21 protein-coding genes are annotated in these 16,022 nt (G+C 69.6%); 8 read left to right on the forward strand and 13 right to left on the reverse strand.

Features of this window, described 5'->3' with window-relative positions:
• Positions 1–31 precede the first annotated feature (31 nt).
• Both QCZ28_RS03280 and QCZ28_RS03285 read right to left on the reverse strand, forming a co-directional pair.
• The gene (locus QCZ28_RS03280) at positions 32–1,186 is read right to left on the reverse strand and encodes a site-specific integrase (RefSeq protein ID WP_279515132.1); all 1,155 of its coding nucleotides are present in this window, start codon (positions 1,184–1,186) and stop codon (positions 32–34) included.
• Positions 1,173–1,865, reverse strand: coding sequence for a helix-turn-helix transcriptional regulator (locus QCZ28_RS03285; protein WP_279515133.1), 693 nt, complete (start codon positions 1,863–1,865; stop codon positions 1,173–1,175). The genes QCZ28_RS03280 and QCZ28_RS03285 overlap by 14 nt, the downstream gene beginning before the upstream one ends.
• A gap of 105 nt (positions 1,866–1,970) precedes the next feature.
• On the opposite strand from QCZ28_RS03285, the gene QCZ28_RS03290 reads away from it, so the two are divergent.
• The 7 genes from QCZ28_RS03290 (at position 1,971) to QCZ28_RS03320 (ending at position 8,460) form a co-directional block, all read left to right on the forward strand.
• Positions 1,971–2,162, forward strand: a complete 192-nt coding sequence (locus QCZ28_RS03290; protein WP_279515134.1) for a helix-turn-helix domain-containing protein — start codon at positions 1,971–1,973, stop codon at positions 2,160–2,162.
• Positions 2,159–2,659 (forward strand): hypothetical protein, encoded by a 501-nt coding sequence (locus tag QCZ28_RS03295; protein WP_279515135.1) that lies wholly within the window; start codon positions 2,159–2,161, stop codon positions 2,657–2,659. The genes QCZ28_RS03290 and QCZ28_RS03295 overlap by 4 nt, the downstream gene beginning before the upstream one ends.
• Positions 2,656–4,527 carry a hypothetical protein gene (locus QCZ28_RS03300; protein ID WP_279515136.1) on the forward strand — a complete coding sequence of 624 codons (1,872 nt, stop codon included), beginning with the start codon at positions 2,656–2,658 and terminating at the stop codon, positions 4,525–4,527. The genes QCZ28_RS03295 and QCZ28_RS03300 overlap by 4 nt, the downstream gene beginning before the upstream one ends.
• The gene (locus tag QCZ28_RS03305) at positions 4,524–5,132 is read left to right on the forward strand and encodes a hypothetical protein (protein WP_279515137.1); all 609 of its coding nucleotides are present in this window, start codon (positions 4,524–4,526) and stop codon (positions 5,130–5,132) included. The genes QCZ28_RS03300 and QCZ28_RS03305 overlap by 4 nt, the downstream gene beginning before the upstream one ends.
• Before the next feature lie 42 nt (positions 5,133–5,174).
• The gene (locus QCZ28_RS03310) at positions 5,175–6,023 is read left to right on the forward strand and encodes a hypothetical protein (protein ID WP_279515138.1); all 849 of its coding nucleotides are present in this window, start codon (positions 5,175–5,177) and stop codon (positions 6,021–6,023) included.
• Between the two features lie 223 nt (positions 6,024–6,246).
• Positions 6,247–6,534: a hypothetical protein gene (locus QCZ28_RS03315; protein ID WP_279515139.1), complete on the forward strand. Its 288-nt coding sequence runs from the start codon at positions 6,247–6,249 to the stop codon at positions 6,532–6,534.
• A 75-nt stretch (positions 6,535–6,609) separates the two neighbouring features.
• Complete coding sequence (locus QCZ28_RS03320) at positions 6,610–8,460, forward strand: hypothetical protein (protein ID WP_279515140.1); 1,851 nt, start codon at positions 6,610–6,612, stop codon at positions 8,458–8,460.
• A 73-nt stretch (positions 8,461–8,533) separates the two neighbouring features.
• On the opposite strand, the gene QCZ28_RS03325 is transcribed toward QCZ28_RS03320, so the two are convergent.
• Together QCZ28_RS03325 and QCZ28_RS03330 are read right to left on the reverse strand one after the other, a co-directional pair.
• Positions 8,534–8,845: a hypothetical protein gene (locus QCZ28_RS03325; RefSeq protein WP_279515141.1), complete on the reverse strand. Its 312-nt coding sequence runs from the start codon at positions 8,843–8,845 to the stop codon at positions 8,534–8,536.
• A 211-nt stretch (positions 8,846–9,056) separates the two neighbouring features.
• A complete protein-coding gene (locus tag QCZ28_RS03330) occupies positions 9,057–10,295 on the reverse strand; it encodes a helix-turn-helix domain-containing protein (RefSeq protein ID WP_279515142.1) in 1,239 nt (412 codons plus the stop codon).
• Positions 10,296–10,406: 111 nt separating this feature from the next.
• Here QCZ28_RS03330 and QCZ28_RS03335 point away from each other — a divergent pair, with 111 nt between their 5' ends.
• Positions 10,407–10,718 carry a hypothetical protein gene (locus QCZ28_RS03335; RefSeq protein ID WP_279515143.1) on the forward strand — a complete coding sequence of 104 codons (312 nt, stop codon included), beginning with the start codon at positions 10,407–10,409 and terminating at the stop codon, positions 10,716–10,718.
• 45 nt (positions 10,719–10,763) lie between these two features.
• On the opposite strand, the gene QCZ28_RS03340 is transcribed toward QCZ28_RS03335, so the two are convergent.
• The 9 genes from QCZ28_RS03340 to QCZ28_RS03380 all read right to left on the reverse strand — a co-directional run bounded on the left by QCZ28_RS03340 (position 10,764) and on the right by QCZ28_RS03380 (position 16,008).
• On the reverse strand, positions 10,764–11,003 hold the full coding sequence (locus QCZ28_RS03340; RefSeq protein WP_279515144.1) for a hypothetical protein: 240 nt from the start codon (positions 11,001–11,003) through the stop codon (positions 10,764–10,766).
• Positions 11,004–11,112: 109 nt separating this feature from the next.
• On the reverse strand, positions 11,113–13,260 hold the full coding sequence (locus QCZ28_RS03345; protein WP_279515145.1) for an FtsK/SpoIIIE domain-containing protein: 2,148 nt from the start codon (positions 13,258–13,260) through the stop codon (positions 11,113–11,115).
• 81 nt (positions 13,261–13,341) lie between these two features.
• Complete coding sequence (locus QCZ28_RS03350; protein ID WP_279515146.1) at positions 13,342–13,572, reverse strand: hypothetical protein; 231 nt, start codon at positions 13,570–13,572, stop codon at positions 13,342–13,344.
• The gene (locus tag QCZ28_RS03355) at positions 13,569–14,582 is read right to left on the reverse strand and encodes a hypothetical protein (protein ID WP_279515147.1); all 1,014 of its coding nucleotides are present in this window, start codon (positions 14,580–14,582) and stop codon (positions 13,569–13,571) included. The genes QCZ28_RS03350 and QCZ28_RS03355 overlap by 4 nt, the downstream gene beginning before the upstream one ends.
• A complete protein-coding gene (locus tag QCZ28_RS03360; protein WP_279515148.1) occupies positions 14,579–14,779 on the reverse strand; it encodes a hypothetical protein in 201 nt (66 codons plus the stop codon). Before QCZ28_RS03360 ends, QCZ28_RS03355 begins: the two co-directional genes overlap by 4 nt.
• Positions 14,776–15,057: a hypothetical protein gene (locus QCZ28_RS03365; protein WP_279515149.1), complete on the reverse strand. Its 282-nt coding sequence runs from the start codon at positions 15,055–15,057 to the stop codon at positions 14,776–14,778. Before QCZ28_RS03365 ends, QCZ28_RS03360 begins: the two co-directional genes overlap by 4 nt.
• On the reverse strand, positions 15,054–15,260 hold the full coding sequence (locus QCZ28_RS03370; RefSeq protein WP_279515150.1) for a hypothetical protein: 207 nt from the start codon (positions 15,258–15,260) through the stop codon (positions 15,054–15,056). The genes QCZ28_RS03365 and QCZ28_RS03370 overlap by 4 nt, the downstream gene beginning before the upstream one ends.
• Positions 15,257–15,415, reverse strand: coding sequence for a hypothetical protein (locus tag QCZ28_RS03375; RefSeq protein ID WP_279515151.1), 159 nt, complete (start codon positions 15,413–15,415; stop codon positions 15,257–15,259). Before QCZ28_RS03375 ends, QCZ28_RS03370 begins: the two co-directional genes overlap by 4 nt.
• Positions 15,415–16,008: a hypothetical protein gene (locus QCZ28_RS03380; protein WP_279515152.1), complete on the reverse strand. Its 594-nt coding sequence runs from the start codon at positions 16,006–16,008 to the stop codon at positions 15,415–15,417. Before QCZ28_RS03380 ends, QCZ28_RS03375 begins: the two co-directional genes overlap by 1 nt.
• Between the last annotated feature and the right edge of the window lie 14 nt (positions 16,009–16,022).

The following is a 16,022-nucleotide window of genomic DNA, read 5'->3' on the forward strand; positions in this document are numbered from 1 at the left end:
TCGTAACCGGATCTACCTGCGTCGGCGTAGATCACTTCGACTCCTTGGGGCGCATGTGGGGCACATCGCGTCCGAAGACGTCATCGATTGCCTGCCTCGACCGGTCGTCATCGTCCGGCCAAAGGTGACTGTACGTGTTCAGAGTGAGGGTCGCGTCTCGGTGGCCCAGCCGCTCGGCGACGACCTTCGGATTCAGCCCGGCCCGGATGAGCAGGCTCGCGTAGAAGTGCCGCAGGTCATGCTGCGTCGTCTCGGGCAGCCCGACCTGCTCGCGTGCCGGCCGCCACACCGACTCGTTGAAGGTGTTCCGGTTGAGCGGGCGCCTGGCGTCGTCGACGAACACGAACCGGGCCGTCCGCGTGACTGGCTTCGGCCCGGTGACGTCCAGGACCTCGACCGCGACAGGCGGGTACGCCGCCAGGTGTGCGTCCAGGACCTCGAACATGGCCTTCCCGAGCGGGACGGTCCGGTAGCTGTGCCGGTTCTTCAGCGGGCACACCACCACACCGCCGCCGGCCGCCGGCTGGAGCTGCCGCTCGACCGTGAGGGTCTTCTCCGCGCGGTCGATGTCGCCGACCTCCACCCCGAAGACCTCGCCCTGGCGCAGACCCGTCCCCGCGTCGAACTCGACCAGGGCGCGGTACCGCGGCTTGACCGCGCCGGCCAGTGCCGATACCTCGCCCGTGGTGAGCGGCACGACCTTGACGCGAGGCAGCTCCGGGAGCGTGATGTCCTCGCACGGGTCGAACTTGATCAGCCGGTCCCGCTTCGCCGCTGAGAAGATCGACCGGACCGTGCGGAACACCGTCTCGATCGAGCTGGGCGCCAGGTCCGGCGACAGGCCGGTGACGAACGCCTGCATCGTGCTGTGCCGGATCGTGGCCAGCTGCCGGCCACCGATCGCCGGATAGACGTGCTTGAAGAGCAGCGACTTCTTCCGGGCCGCAGTGTTCGGCCGGTGCTGCTGAGCTGCGCGCCAGTCCTCCGCGTACGCCTGGAACGTGATCTTCCCGGCCTTCGGGTCGATGTAGCTACCGTCATTGAGCGAGTGCTCGACCTCAGCCCGGAACCGATCGGCGTCGACCTTCCGCGTGAACGACTTCTTCCGCTCCGTCCCGGCCTCGTCCCGCCATCGGACCAGCCAGGGTTTCGGCCGCCCGTCGTCGCGTTTCTTAACGCTCGCCATCGGCCTCCCCGATCAACGCCTCGACCTCAGCGATCAGACGCTTGAGCCGTGCACGGAGAGCTGCCGGCTGACTCGCGTCGAGGCCGGGGGCGCGGGCGAAGACGCTCGACGTATCCCCCGGGTGCCGCTCGGCGTGCCTGGCACGCAACTGGTCTTCACGGGCGAACACCTCAGGCTGCTCCAGGCGATCCAGGAGAGCCCTGGTGCTGTCCAGGACGTCTCGCGCGGCGCGCGCCGCGGTGTGGTTATCTCGCAGCCTCTCTGACGGCGGTAACGAGTGTCGGCGGAAGTCGTCGACGAGTTCTTGCAGCGGCGCGGGCGAGTCGTTCTCGTCATCGATCAGCGCGACCAAGCCAGCCATCAACGGCGACTCGGCGCGCGCCCATGCCCAGAGCTGGAACTGCCGTGCCGCCACGGCTGGCGTCAGGGGCACGTCCTGGTCGACCGCAGCATCCACCGGCAGCAGTAGGCGGTCCGGTGTGACGCCGAGAGCCAGCGCCAACGCAACTAGGTCGCCTACGTCGACCCGACGTGAGTTGTCCTCGATCTTCGTGATCCCCGACGGAAGAATCGGCCGGCCCAGCTTCCCCAGACGGGCTGACAACGCCCGCACCGTCAGCTTCCGATCCTTCCGGAGCTGTTGCAGGTTACGCGCTACACGCGCCTCGGTTGTTTCCACGACGCGAACACTAGACACCGTTTGACAAACGCACAACGTTGCGCACAGACTCGCATCACGCGTTCGTAAGTTCGCGTCGTTTGATTCCAGAAGGGAAACAAGCTGATGCGGGACACCCGTCCACTCGCCACCTCGCCCGAAGTGGCCAAGCACCTCGGCGTGCCTGTTCGCACGCTCGACCAGTGGGCGTACAAGGGCCTCGGCCCCCGCTTCTCGAAGGTCGGCCGGCACCGCCGTTACCGCTGGAACGACGTGGAGAAGTGGCTCGACGATCAGGTCGGGGCGAAGGTCGCATGATCACGACGCAGAACGGCCACCCCGGGATGGCACCCGAAGTGGCCGGCAAGCAGGTCGGCGAGACCAACCGCAGCGTACCGCCGGCTGGCGACACTCCACGGCCACTGGCCGGATGGTGCCCGCCCGGCGGATGCACCACCCGTAGCGCCGCTGAACTCGAGCACGCCGTCACCCTCGCGTTCGAGGCCGGCCGCGCCTACGAGCGCGCCGAGCTGGCCGAGCAGCATGAGTTGTGGTGGAAGACCCGACCGGCCAAAGCGCTCGGATACGGGCGGGATCACTCCACCTACGAGCGTCAGGTCGCCGGTCGCATCGCCGTGATGGAAGCCGCCGCCGCCCGTTTCGCCGTCGACCTGGCCGAGAAGCACGGCCGGATGCCCTGGGCGTACAACGGCGGCCCGGTCGACTGGCACACCGGCCGCCCGTTGCGCGAGTCAACGAGTCAGACGAGTCACGAATCCGGGCCATCTCACCTCGGATCGGGGGTGGCAGCGTGAACGACGACCAAATCGTCGACGCCGCGATCGCCAACGGGTTCGTCGACCCAGTGACGGAAGCAGGCATCACCGCGAGCACAGGCAAGTCGGCGAGCAAGGGCAAGAACACGGAACCGACGATTCCTGAGCTGCTGGTCGAGATGGCCACCGCCAGGTATGACGTGTTCCTCGGCCTCGACGGCGAGCCGTACGCCGTCGAGCGCAACGGGTCCAGCATCGCACTGCCGCTACGGGGTCGCACCGGACTCAAGCAGCGGTTGGCAGTGCTGCTCTGGGAATCTCGGGGCAAGGTGCCATCCGGGCAGGCCTCCGCCGACGTGCTCAACGTCCTGGAGGGCAAGGCCTTGGACAAACCACGTCGACCGGTGTCCCTGCGTGTCGAACGTGCTGGCGACCGACTGTTGATCGACATGGGCACCGCCGACGGGCGCGTCATCGACGTCGGCCCAGACGGCTGGCACGTCGTCACCGGTGGCAGCCCTGGGCTGTTCCGTCGGACCGCACTCACCGGGGCCATGCCGGACCCTGACCCGGAGGGCACCCTCGACGCGTTCCAGGCAGGCATGAACGTCTCCGAGGTGAACTTCCGCCTGATCATCGGATGGATGCTGCACGCATTCATCCCCGACGAGCCCCATCCCGTACTGGGGCTCGTCGGGGAGCAGGGCACGGCCAAGACCACCGCCGCAAAGCACATCGCGGGAATCATCGACGCCTCTCCCGCGCCGACCCGGACCGCCCCGAAGGACCTCACCGACTGGGCAGTCACCGCGGCCGGATCGTGGGTGGTGACCCTCGACAACATCAGCGAGATCAAGCCGTGGTTCTCCGACGCGCTCTGCAAGGCGGTCACGGGCGATGCCATGACCAAACGGGCCCTCTACACAGACGGCGACCTGTCGGTGCTGTCGTTCCTCCGCCCCATCGTCATGACCTCGATCGAGGCCGGCGCGCTCCGGGGCGACCTCGCGGAGCGGATGCTCCCGGTCGAGCTGGAACGGATCCCACGGGAAAAGCGCCGGACGGAGAAGTCCGTCCGCCTGGACTACGAGCACCACCAGGGGCAGACGCTCGGCGCACTGCTCAACCTGTTGTCCCAGGTGCTCAAGGTGCTGCCCGACGTACAGGTCACCGACCTACCTCGGATGGCCGACTTCACCCGCTTCCTGGCGGCCCTGGATCAGGTCAGCGGATGGACCACCCGCACCGACTACGAAGAGACCTTTGGCGACCTCGCCGACGCCGTCATCACCGGCGACCCGTTCGCCACGGCGATCAGGGAGAAGATCGACCGACTGCCTGCCCCCGGATTCGATGGCACCGCCTCGGAACTCCTGACCTGGGCCGCGCCGGCCACCGATGAGCCGCTGGCATCCACTCCCCGTGGTTGGCCGAAGACACCCCACGGCGCATCCGGCGCCTTGAAGCGGATCACCCCGGCCCTGCTGGCCGCTGGGATCAGCGTCGACTTCTACCGGGAGGGCCACAAGCGGACTCGCAAGATCCGAATTTGGCGCGCTGCGGACGCTGCGGACGCTGCGGACGCTGTTTCGCAGCTTCTATATACCCAAACTGAAATAGGAAATAAAGGGCAGCGGAGCGCCAATCGGTCGGCAGAAAGTTTGCCGGAAACAGCGTCCGCAGCGTCCGCAGCGTCCGCAACCGCCTCTGACCTGCCCAAACGTGCGGACGCTCCTGCGGACGCTGCGGCCTACCGCGCGGACGCTCCAGCGTCCGCACCTGCTGCCGGCGGCACCACCTCACCTCAGCCTGGGTGCTGCGGCCAGCGGGCCGACGCCGGACAGCCGGTCGTTGGTGCCTGCACCCTCTGCCCCAGCTCCCCGACCTACTGGAGGAAGACGCCATGACCCCGACCCTGGTGCTGGAGCAACTGATGCTTCACCCTCGCTTCAACGAGCTGGCCACGCTGACCCGCGCCATCACACCCGTGGGCCTGGTCGACCAGACCGACCGTGCCACCGAGGACGCCCGCCAGGTGATGGCAGCCGAGGGCCACGGGGTCAAAAGCGTCGACGCCAGCTCCGTCCCGGGCTGGCTACGCCTCGGCCTGCTCGACGTCTACGCCCAGTGGGCCGCTGGAACCGCCGACACCTGCCGACACCAACCCGCCGTCGATCGCCCGATGCCCGTGATCGCGGCTGCCTGGCGGCCCGGCCTCGTCGTCTGCCCCGCCTGCGTCCACCTCACCGGACTGCCACGTGGCGCCGACACCACCTGTGACGCCTGCGGACACCAGTGCGGCGATCTCGCCCACGGCGACGGGATCTACGCCGACATGATCCAACTCGGCCCGCTCATCTACCAGTACGGCACCTGCGGCGACTGCCGACCCGCGATCACCGCCCAGAGCAGCCCGCCCAGCGCCACACAGACGGCCGAACCGGCCACGCCGAGAGGTACGGGCAGGGCCCGCCCCGCACGCCCGCACAACCGGCGACGCCGCCCCCGATAAGCCACCAAGACCAACAACCACCCACCAGAAGGGACCAACCCAATGCGACCCGCAGCCGACCACGACAAGCAATTCCAGCGGATCACCAACCTCCAGAGCACCCTCGACAAGTTCCGCGCACTCACTGGCGCAGCCACCGACCCGCTCCGCGAGGCCACCCAGCCGCACCTCACCGCTGCCGCGCAACTGCGCAACGCGGCACAGGTGGCCGTCGACCAGCACGCCGCCCGGGCCCGCCGTCTACCCGAGCAGCTGGCCACCGGTGAGATCAGTCTCGACCAGGTCGCCACCCACCTCGCGAGCCTCGGCGCATGGGCACCACCCGCAGGCAACCCGAAGGGCAAGCCGGCAGGAATCACCATCGCCGACCAGGCGGCCCGCTACCACGAGGCCGACGCCATCGCCGCCGCCAAAGCCGCCGCCCCGCAGCTGTACGCCCTGCTTGGTCCGTTCGCTCGGACCGCGGTCGCTGGCGCCGACAAGGCCACCCGCAAGTTCATGGACGTCGCCACGATCGCCGAGCACGTCCGCCAACTGAAGGTGCCAGCGATGCACAGCTGGACGCCGCAGAAGGGCACGGCCAAGGACCAGCAAGAGGCGATCCAGTACCTCCAGCTGTTCAGGCTCATCCACTCCACCGGCAACGTGATCCGCCTCATCGAAGGCGGACACCAGGACCCGATGGACGCCACCTTCGACGTGCCCGTCAGCCCGCGGCACTACCAATTCCTCACCCGCAACGTCGACGACCACATGCAGTTGGCCGTTGCTGTCGAGCTCGGTTGGCAACCCGGCTTCTACCCACCCGACCAGCCCAAGACCCCGGGCAAGGCATCGCGCGTAGCAACGAAGGCGGGCGCCGTCATCCGTGCCATGGCCGGTGCCCACTGATCGGCGAAAACGCGCTGACCTGCGGTTTTTTCCCGTCAGGGGGCCCCTGGACACCCCGAGGTACGTGTCCTTTCTCTCTCCCCGACCGAAACCGGCGTCCAGCGAAGAGGGGTCCGGTGAGCGGCTGGTGACAGACAGTTCAACGTTCAACTGTCCCGAATGGGATATCTCGATAATCAAGGGAAGCGACCGCGCTGGTAGCGGTCCGACGATGGAGGTTCCGATGTTCACGATGGATGGTCCCGTTGAGGTGGCCGTGGGCACCGACGGCGCGTTGGTGCGGGGGTTGCCCGTGCCGCCGCCGGAGGTCGCTCACCTGTTCCCGTACAGCAGCCTGGAGAACCGGCAGGGGCAGTTGCTGCTGGTGGATGGTTCGCCGACTGCGGTGGCGGCGTTCGTGGCCGAGTTGGGCCGCCGGGGCATCAACGCGGTGGTGCGGCACACGTTCGCCCGTGTGGCCCTCGGTCGGACGGCGCCACCGCAGCCGCGGCGCGCGCAACACACGTTCTGATCGGTCAGGGGCCGGCGCCGAGACGTCGGCCCCCGACCGGTAGGCCTTCATCTATGTGATCTAGGGGGGTGGGGTATGGCTAGAGACGTTGAGGTAGACATCCTTCTCCAGGACAAGACCGGTCCGGGGATCAAGAGCGTCGAGCGGAACCTGAAGTCGGCGTCCGACACCGCCGAGAAAGTGAACAGCACCCTGGGCAAGGGGCTGGCTCAGTGGGGTGCGGGGTTCTCGAAGCTGGGCGACCAGGCCAGCAAGTGGGCCAACTCCGGCGACACCGCCGGTAAGCGGTTTGCCCAAGGGATCGGTAAGGGACTCTCGAAGGTCGCCGAGCTGGGCGGCGCGGTCGGTGCCAGCGTGTCCAAGGCCGTTACCGCGGCCGGCCCGCAGGTGGCCTTGGCCGCGTCCGCCGTGCTGGTCGGTGCGGCAGTAGCGGCCGCCCCGGCGGTCGGTGCCGCGGTGGTCGGTGCGGCCGGTCTGGGTGGCCTCGTCGGCGGCGTGATGCTCGCCTCAAAGGACGCGCGGGTCAAGGCCGCGTTCAGCGACCTTGGCGAGGAAGCTGGGCGGGATCTGCAGAACGCAGCTGGCCGGTTCGTTCCCGCGACACTGGCCGCGACCAAGGAGGCCCGTAAGGCGTTCCAGGCCATGCTGCCTGACCTAAAACGGATCTTCGACGTGAGCGCTACCTGGTTGCCGGGGCTGACCGCGTCGGTTGGTCGCGGCGCGGAGGCGGCCGTGGCCGGCATTGCGCAGGCGATCACGAAAGCCGGGCCCATCATCACGGTGATCGGTCAGGGTGTTGAGGGAATCGGCAAGGCCGTCGGTCAGACGTTCGGCATGTTGGCTGACAACGGCAGCTCGATGGCCCTGGCTCTCAAGGGTGTGTTCTGGATGCTGGAGTCCAGCATTCGTGGGGCCGGCGCAATGCTGAATCTGCTGGTCGAGGGTTTCGAGTTCTTCGTCAACAAGATCCCCGGCGGCAAGAAGCTGCTCGATTCGATGGTGGCCTCTCAGGACGGGGCGAAGGCGAGCACCTTCAACCTGGCCGGCGGTTTCCAGGCCCTGGCCGGCGATGCGAATAAGGCCGCTGCTGGGCTCACCAACGCGCAGCAAAAGGCCGACGAGCTGGTCAACTCGAACATCGGGCTTGCCCGGTCGCAGATCGCTTCGCGGGATGCGACCCGCCAGGCGGCCGAGGCGATCACGCAGAACTCGAACGCGAAGATGACCAACCAGCAGCGCGCCGACGCGAACAAGGCCTCGCTGCTGAACATGGCGCAGGCGTTCAACCAGGAAACGGCGGCCGGTGAGAAGTCCGGGCTGGGAGCGGGCAAGGCGTCCGCCGCGTACGCGACCAATCGCGAAGCCTTGATCAAGATGGCGCAGAAAGCGAACCTCTCCAAGGTCGAGGCGGAAAAGCTCGCTGCGTCGCTGTTGAGGATCCCGAATAACGTTCACACGGACATCAACGCGTCCACCGCGAAGGCGTTCAAGCAGCTCGAGACTTTCCAGAAGAAGGTCAACGGGCTCAAGGGCAAGACGATCACGATCGTCGTGAAGACGAACGGTGACCACTACATCCCGGGTGTCGGCACGCAGCTGCACCGCTGGGGTGGCATCGATCACCACATGGCGGCCGGCGGCATGATCGAGTCGCACTTTGCCAAGGCGCCGACGGTGCTGTACGGGGAGCGGGCCACCGGCGGCGAAGCCTTCATCCCGCGCCGCGGTGACCTGGGCCGGTCGCGGGGTATCGCCGAGAAGGTGGTGCGGGACTGGCTGGGCGGTGACGTCCAGTGGGGCAACCGGCGCGGTGGCCGCGGTGGTGGTGGCGGGGTCGTTGTGGAGAACCTGACGGTGAAGGCCTACAGCGATCGCTTCTCGCTGCGTCAGGTGATGAGTGACCTGGCAATGCAGGGCGTGCACTGAGGGGTAGTCCGCAACGGGGGCAGGACCAGGGACTCTGGTCCTGCCCCCGTTGGCGTTCAGGCTCGGCGGGCGGTCACCGGGTCCAGGCCACGAACCGCTCGTACAGGTCAGCCGTGCTCGCGGTGGGCATCTCCGCGATGGCCAGGACCAGCAACCCTCCGACGTACATGGCAAGGCCGGACCGGTTCTCCCCGTATGCCTTGGTCAGGGCCGCCCGCGCCGGCTCACACGGCCACGGGGTACCTCGCTGCGCGCAGGTACGGCAGTCCCACTCCGGCCGTCGCGGCAGGTGCTCTCCGTCCAGGCGCCGCTCAAGGCCGTCGACCGCGCGTAACGCCTCGCCCGCGCGGGTGGCCCGAAGGGTGGTCGGGATCTCGGCCATCATCGGCGGCCCCTCGCCTCAGGGGCTGAGGCGCCCGGTCATCTCCGGCACGGACGCCCCTGCCCTACCTGGGTGAGGGTCCGGCAGCCGGACGTCACGGGGGCAACAGCCGGTTACCGGACCCTCACACTGAGGTTCGCGGGTTGACCGGCGTCTCTCCAGGCATGGACCGTACGACCTGTCACGGTCGGTGACTCCAGTCGTACGCTGCGTCCTAGTTCCGGTATCCGACTAGGTCAGCCAACGCGGCCAGGTCGTCCGTCATGGCCCGGCGTCGCCCTTCGTCGATCGTCTGCACGATGTCTCGGGCGTAGCGCTGGTGCCGCAGCCACGCCGGCGCCAGGCGGCCCAGATCGGTCAGGATCGTCTCCGACTCGACGAACTGGCGGCGGGCGGCGTACGCCCACGCCACGTCCAGGCGGTGGCGCTGCCAGCTCGACCCGACGGGCGTCGGTCCCGGCGGCACGACCTCGGCGAGGGTCAGGACTCGTCCCGGATCGCCGGCTACCGCCGCCGCCTCGACCCGGGCCATCTGCACCCGGCCCGCGTTGAACCCGCCGACCATCATCAGGTGCTCGCCGCCCGGGTCCCGCTCACCGATCCTGACTGCCGCCGCGGCGGCGGCGTCGACCAGCTCGGCGGCGTCGTCGGGTCGGTTGTCCCGGGCGTGCGCGGCGGCGGCGCCCATCAGCAGCCACCCCCACGCCGCGAGTTCGCCGGGGGTGGCGCGGGAGAAGCGCGGTTCAACGTGGTCGGCGGTGGACACTCCCAGCTGCGCGGCCTCGGCGAGCCGGCCTTGCCGCATCAGCAGCCAGCACAGGCCCTGGATGACGGTGGCCGCGACGACCTGGTCCCCGCAGCGGCGGGCGGCGGTGAGCGCGTCCGTGAGGGCGGTCTGCGCCAGGTCGCCGGCCCGCAGCTGGATGAGCAGGTTCCCGGTGAGGTGGAGTGTTCGGGCGAGTAGGGCGTACGCCGCCGGCTCGTCGTCGCCGTCGGCCAGGTCGACGGCCGCGCGCACGTCGAGCAGCAGCGGCGGCAGGGCGGTGAGCGCGGTGGCGTAGTCGTTGGCCTGGTACGCCCGGTCGGCGGCACGCAGCCTGGTCCGCAGCGTGTCTACGGGTGGCGGGTCGCCGACGGGAGCGGCCAGCACTGCACCGGTCAACCCGTGCACGGGGGCGACCGCGCGGCGGATCTCGGCCAGGGACAGCGGCCGGTGGTCGGGCTCGTCCCGTGCGGCGGCCTCGGACGCGTCGCCGATCAACACGGTGGTGGGCACACTGAGCGCGCGGGCGAACGCGTGGAGGGTTTCCAGCCGGGCCGACCCGGGTTTGTTCTGCTCCAGCTTGCGGACTGTTTCGACGCTCAACGCGGCGCGTTCGGCCAGCTGCTCTTGGGTCAGCTTCGCTGCGCGGCGTAGGCGGGCGAGGTTGTCACCTGTGGTCGGGTTCGTCATCAGGGCTCCCAGGTAGCGGTCTGGGGCGGCCCGCCGACCGCTACAACCGGCGGGCCTGCCACTTCGGACGGTACACCCCGAAGTGCCCTGGTCAGCAGTAGCCTGCCCTGCATGGATGCCCACGAAGAACGGATCCTGGCCGGCGCGAACCAGATCGCCAACGCTGCCCGCGAGGTCATCACCGGCTCGGAAGCCGGACAGGGCGGCGACATGTGGTCGATGGTGTATGGCGGGCTTCATGTGGAGACGACCAGCGTCGAGCAGCTGGTCGAGGTGTTCAGCGAGCACTACAACGCGCTGAACCAGGGCGCTATGGCGCTGGTCGTGGCCCTCGCGCAGATCCACGCCTCCGCAACCGGGACGCCCGACGTCGAGGTCATCGACCAGGCGCAGGCGCTCATCGCGGCCACGATGGAGGCTTGACGAGCGGCCGGGCATTCCCGGCCGCTCGTCGTGAAGTTGCCCGGGTCAGTGCGCCTCGCGGTGCTTCTGCCGCATCCGGTTCCACACGCGGCGGCCGATGCGCCACCGCTTGCCGGTGTTCTTGCACCACCAGCAGCGCCGGGAGTGCTTCGGGTTGCTCTCGGACCGGTGGACGCCCTGGCCCTTGCAGCACCAGCAGTCTTTGAGCGGGAACAGGGCGATCCGCACGACGTAGATCACGACGAGGGTCAGGGCGATAGCGCTAGCTGTCAGTGGGCCTCTCACAACGCCTCCACGGGCCGAAATCGGGGTTTGGGCGGTGGTGGGGTCTAGCGTCGTTTCCGCTGCTCAGACGGGCTAGCGGAGGGGCTAGCGCTAGACCCCACCGGGGCTATCAGGACTCGACCTCAGCGAGGTCCGTGGAGGCGATCGTCTCGGCGTTCTTCTCGGTGATCCGGGCGTCCAGGGCGGCCAGCTTCACGCCCTTGCGGGTGGTCGCCTTGCCCTCGATCCGTCGGCCGATGCTCTCGGTCTTCACCCCGGCGCGGGCCATCCACGCGCCGAACACCTCGACGGTCAGATCGGCGTACGCCTCGGGGTCGAGGGCCTGGAGCCGGGGCACGATCAGCTCCGACCACAGCGCCTCTTCGCCCTCGTGCCACACCTGGCGGACGTCGGCGAGCAGGTTCCGCAGGGCGATGCGCGGCACCTCGACGGGCTGCTCACCGCGGCGCATCTCCAACGCCCGAACGACGACCTTCTCCGCGGCCGGGTTGTCCACGTACGACGACCGGCACGGCCGGGTCGGCCCGGCGCCGGCCCGGTACCCCCACCCGGAGTCCTTCGGCCCGGTGGAGTCGCCCGGCTCGAACTCGGTCGGTCGCGCACCCCGGGCGTACGAACCGGTGCCCAGCACGAGATCCGTCTCCGTGTGGGAGGTCACGGCCAGGCAGGTCCGCAGGGCGATGTTCGAGCTGATGCCACGCGGCACCGACTCCTTGTCGATGCGCTGGGTGGCAAACACGATGTGGATCCCGAGCGCCCGGCCCCGCTTAACGATGGACGTGAGCAGGAACTTTGCCCGCTTGCCGTGGATCGGGTCGGTCAGCAGCTCCTGCAGCTCGTCGAAGAACGCCACCAGGGGCCGGAGCCGGGCGTCGTGCTCGGCCATCTTCCGGTTGACCTTGTTGACGGTGTTCATGCCCTGAGCTGCGTACTTGCGGACCAGCGGCGCCCGCTCGTCGCACTCGGACAGGAGCCACTCCAGGGCGTTGAGCCCGTTGGCCTTGGTGACTTCGTCGGCACCGGAGCCGTAGAGCCCCTCGGGGCAGAGCGGCTCGAAGCAGTCGACGTCACCGGAGCCCTTGAAGTCGAACACGACCGGCACGACCAGCGGGTCCAGGACGCCAGCGAGCAGCACCACCCGCGCGGCCAGGGTCTTACCCGACCCGGGGATGCCCGCGAACAGGCTGTTCTTCTCGGCCAGCGAGTACGTGACCGGGCGCATCCGCTCGTCATGGCCGTAGACGAACGTGCCGGTGAAGTAGTCGAACGTGCCCGACTCCAGCAGCGGCCACGCCGGGGCCTTCATGCTGCTCACGGGCTTGTCGGCCACCCAGATCGACAGCATGCCCGGGTGCTGCCCGTCGACCGTCGAGGGCCACACCTGCGTCTTGGGCAGCCGGAACCCGGACGCCAACCGGTCCCGCTCGTCGATGACGTCGGTGGCCAGCACCCCGGCGGGCAGCAGCACCAGGGCCTCATGCCCGGGGCCCTCACGGCTGATGTCCCGCACGAACTTGATGTCCTTGGCGTCCTTGATGCCCTTCACCGAGCAGGCCAGGATCGCCGCCCGGGTCAGGCCGGCGGTCAGGCGGATGAACCGCTCAGCGTTGAACACCCGGTCCAGGATCGGCGCGTCGATCGGCCGGCCGACGTGCGCCAGGAACGGCACCACGATGGCGGCCGCGAGGGCCTGAGCCCACCACGGTGCGACGAACACGAGCAGCCCAGCCACGACGACCAGCAGCAGCACGATGGGCGCGAGCTTCCACACCCGGCCGCCGACGCGCCGGTCGCGCTGCCGGGACAGGTCGAGGTAGTCCTGAGTGTTGAGCCGGTTGGCTGCGTGCTGGCGGAAGGGCTCGCCCTCCAGGTCCAAGGTCCACCGGATCGCCTTGCCGGTGATCCGGGCGACGCCCCACGGCGCGTACCAGGCCACCTTGACCGCGTACTTCGGCGACCGGGTGATGTGGATGGCCGCCGAGTACGTCACGAACGACACCGCCTCCACCATCAGCGCGTGCCGGCCGGCCTTCGAGCGCAGCGACGCGGGCACGATCGGCTTGCGGTCGCCCTGGTAGCGGCTGGTGATGTCCGCGAACGTCGTCGACGTCCGGGGCGGGTCCACCGGCGGCCCGTCCTCGCGGCCGCCCTCAATGGCCAGCTGCTCGCCGCGCGGCTCGAAGAACTCCGGCTCGCTAGCACGCGGCGCCGGCACGATCGGCTCCAGGTCGTCGCCGGTGTGGATGAGCTCTGCCATGCTGATCACTCCTCATTCGTGGGGAAGCGAGGCCCGGCCGGGCTTGTGGAGGTTGCGGCCGGGCCTCGCGCTTGGTTCGGGTCAGTAGCCGTGCCGCTTGAGGGCGTCGCAGGCGGCGGCCTGGTCGGCGGGCGCAGCCGCACGAAGCGCCCGCTCGAACTTCACCTTGGCGGCGTCGAACTCGGGGCTGTCGATGTCGCGGTCGGCGGCGTCGGTCTCGGCCATGCCGAGCTTGAGCAGGTTCCTCACCACGTCCCGGTTGATCGGGGCAGGCTTCGGCTTGCTGCTGAACAGGCCCGGTCCGCGCCTCATCGGGCGTCCTCGCCCTCGGTGATCGACGCGATGGCGGCGGCGAAGTGGTCCTGAATCAGCGTGATGACCAGGGCCGACGCGAACGCCAGACCGGGGATGAGCAGGTGTAGGAGCACCTGCATCGCCTGCTCACGCCACCCGCCGGGGTAGCCCTCGGCCAGGGTCGGCATGACGTTCATCGCCGCGGTGCTGGCCAGCAGCGCGTACTCGACGCGCCGCACGGTGCGCTGGTGGACGCTGCGGCCGACCGCCGAGAGCTGCCCCCGGGCGATGAGCAGGCCGACCAGCAGGATGGAGAATGCAGGGTCGACCAGCCAGGCGACCATCCACGTCGGCGACCACGGCTCGGCGTGGCCGGCGGCGAACCGCTGCACGTTGACCATCGTGAACGCCAGCGCGAACAGCAGCGCCGACCACGCCATCGCCGTCCACCGTGCCCGCTGGCGCATCAGCCGGACCGCCTGAATGTCCGGGTCCATCAGTAGCCGGCGCAGCTGCCGGGCCTCGGCCGCCTTGGCGGTCCACTCGCGTACCCGCCGGGTCTGGCCCTGCATCAACGCGTCGTGCGCGGCCTGAGCGCGCACCGCCCGGCGCTCGCTGCGGTTGAGCGCCGGGGGCGGGCCGAGCGGGGTGGGCGTGCCCGGGTGACTGACCGCCGCGACCTGCTCGACCGGCTCGGCAACCACCGGCGTAACGACGGGGGTCGGATCCGGTGCGACCACCGGCGCGGACTCGGGCACGACCGGGGCCGGCTGCGGGTCCGGGCCGATCGGCTCCGCGTAGTCCCACGGGTCGACGGCCGGCTCACGGAACCGCTCCCGCGCCGCCTCGGCCTCAGCGATGAGACGGGCGCGCAACTCGTCGGCCTTCGGCGCACCGATCCGGAACTCACGCATGAGCCGGTTCCGCGACGGTGGACCGCCGAGCTGAACCCAGAGCACCCGCCCGGGGTCAAGCAGCTCGTCGACCGACTGCGGGTACTTCGTGCCGTTGATGGCGGGGGCGGTCATCGGGCCATCTCCTTGGTGCGCTGGCTGGCCCTGCGACGGGCCTCGGCGTTGGCCACTTCCCGCTGGCCGACGATGCGGGCCTCGCGGTAGGCGCTCTTGTTGCCGCGCCAGACGAAGTAGGTGGCGACACCGAACGTGCCGCCCATGACGGTCGGGCCACCGATCAGGATCAGCAGCAGGATCTGGTACTGGTTCACGACTGGATCCCCCATCCGAGCTCGGTCAACTGGTTCAGGGCGTCGGCCAGCAGCGCCGCGTCGGGCAGGTCGAGCAGCACCGCCTCGGCCGGGTTCTGGTCGCCGGGCTGGTCCCACTCCTCGACGGCGATCAGCGGGCTACCAGCCGCGGACTGGCGCAGCGTGGCGAACAGGCCGTCACGGATGCGCAGCGGCTCGGTTTGGTGCTCGCCGGCTGGCACAGCGGCCACGGTGCACTGCGACGGAACGCACCAGGCGGGGTGCTGCGGGCGGCTCATCGGGTCGCCTCCGCCGCGAGCGCCCGCAGCAGCCGGTAGAACGCGCGCTGACGACGTCGGGCCGCCCGGCGGTGTTTCTGCGCCACCTCCGTGTCCAGGTGGGTCCACCCGCCGCAACGGTGCTCGGCGTCCGCCCACCGCATCGCCATCTGCTCGACGGCGAACTGGAGGTCAACGACGCGGGCGCTAGGTCGCCGGGTCATCGGGCCACCGCCGCCACGGTGACGCACATGCCACCGGCGCCAACCCGGTCGCCGGTGCACGGCTGCGTGGTGTGGTTGTAGGCAAACGCGAGGCCGGCCAGGGCCGCGCACACCAGAACGGTGCGCGCGACCAGGCGGTCAAAGCGGCCGCGCATCAGCGGCCGGTCCGGGCGGTGCGGGCGGCGGCCAGCAGCGCGTACGCCAGCTGCTCGACTTGCTCGACGGTGCCCGTCCAACCCAGCACCCGGTTGCCGGTGCGGTCCGCGTCGTCGGCGACCTGCAACACCACGCGGGCCGGGTCGGTGACCTCGCCGCGCTCGGTGCCCATCTCGACGGTCACGTCCGCCGCGATGGACACACCCAGCGACGGGCAGTCGCCGGTGAGCTCGGCGACGGTCCGGGTGTGCAGCGTGCCGAGGACCAGGCCGTCAATCTCGGTGATGTCGTCGGAGTGGTCCAGCGCGCACCACGCCGGGCACGCCCGCTCAGCGTCGTTCGGAGCGGTCGCCGCCTCGATGGCGGCCTGGTCGACGCCGAGGCGCGCGGCCAGCTCGTCGACGGTCAACGGCCGGACGTACGCCGCCTGCAACGCGGTGATCCGCTCGGCCAGCGGGGCGGGCCGGTACGGCCGGTTGACCGGGAACAGGTCGCCGGTCGTCGCCGGGCGGCGGATCGCGGTCAGGTCAGTGGTGTCGGCATCGATCAGCCGGTTGGCCGGCGGAACGGACGCGGATGCAATGATGCTCATGGGTCGGGACTCGC

This window comes from Micromonospora sp. DH14, from assembly GCF_029809455.1.
GTDB lineage: Bacteria > Actinomycetota > Actinomycetes > Mycobacteriales > Micromonosporaceae > Micromonospora > Micromonospora parva.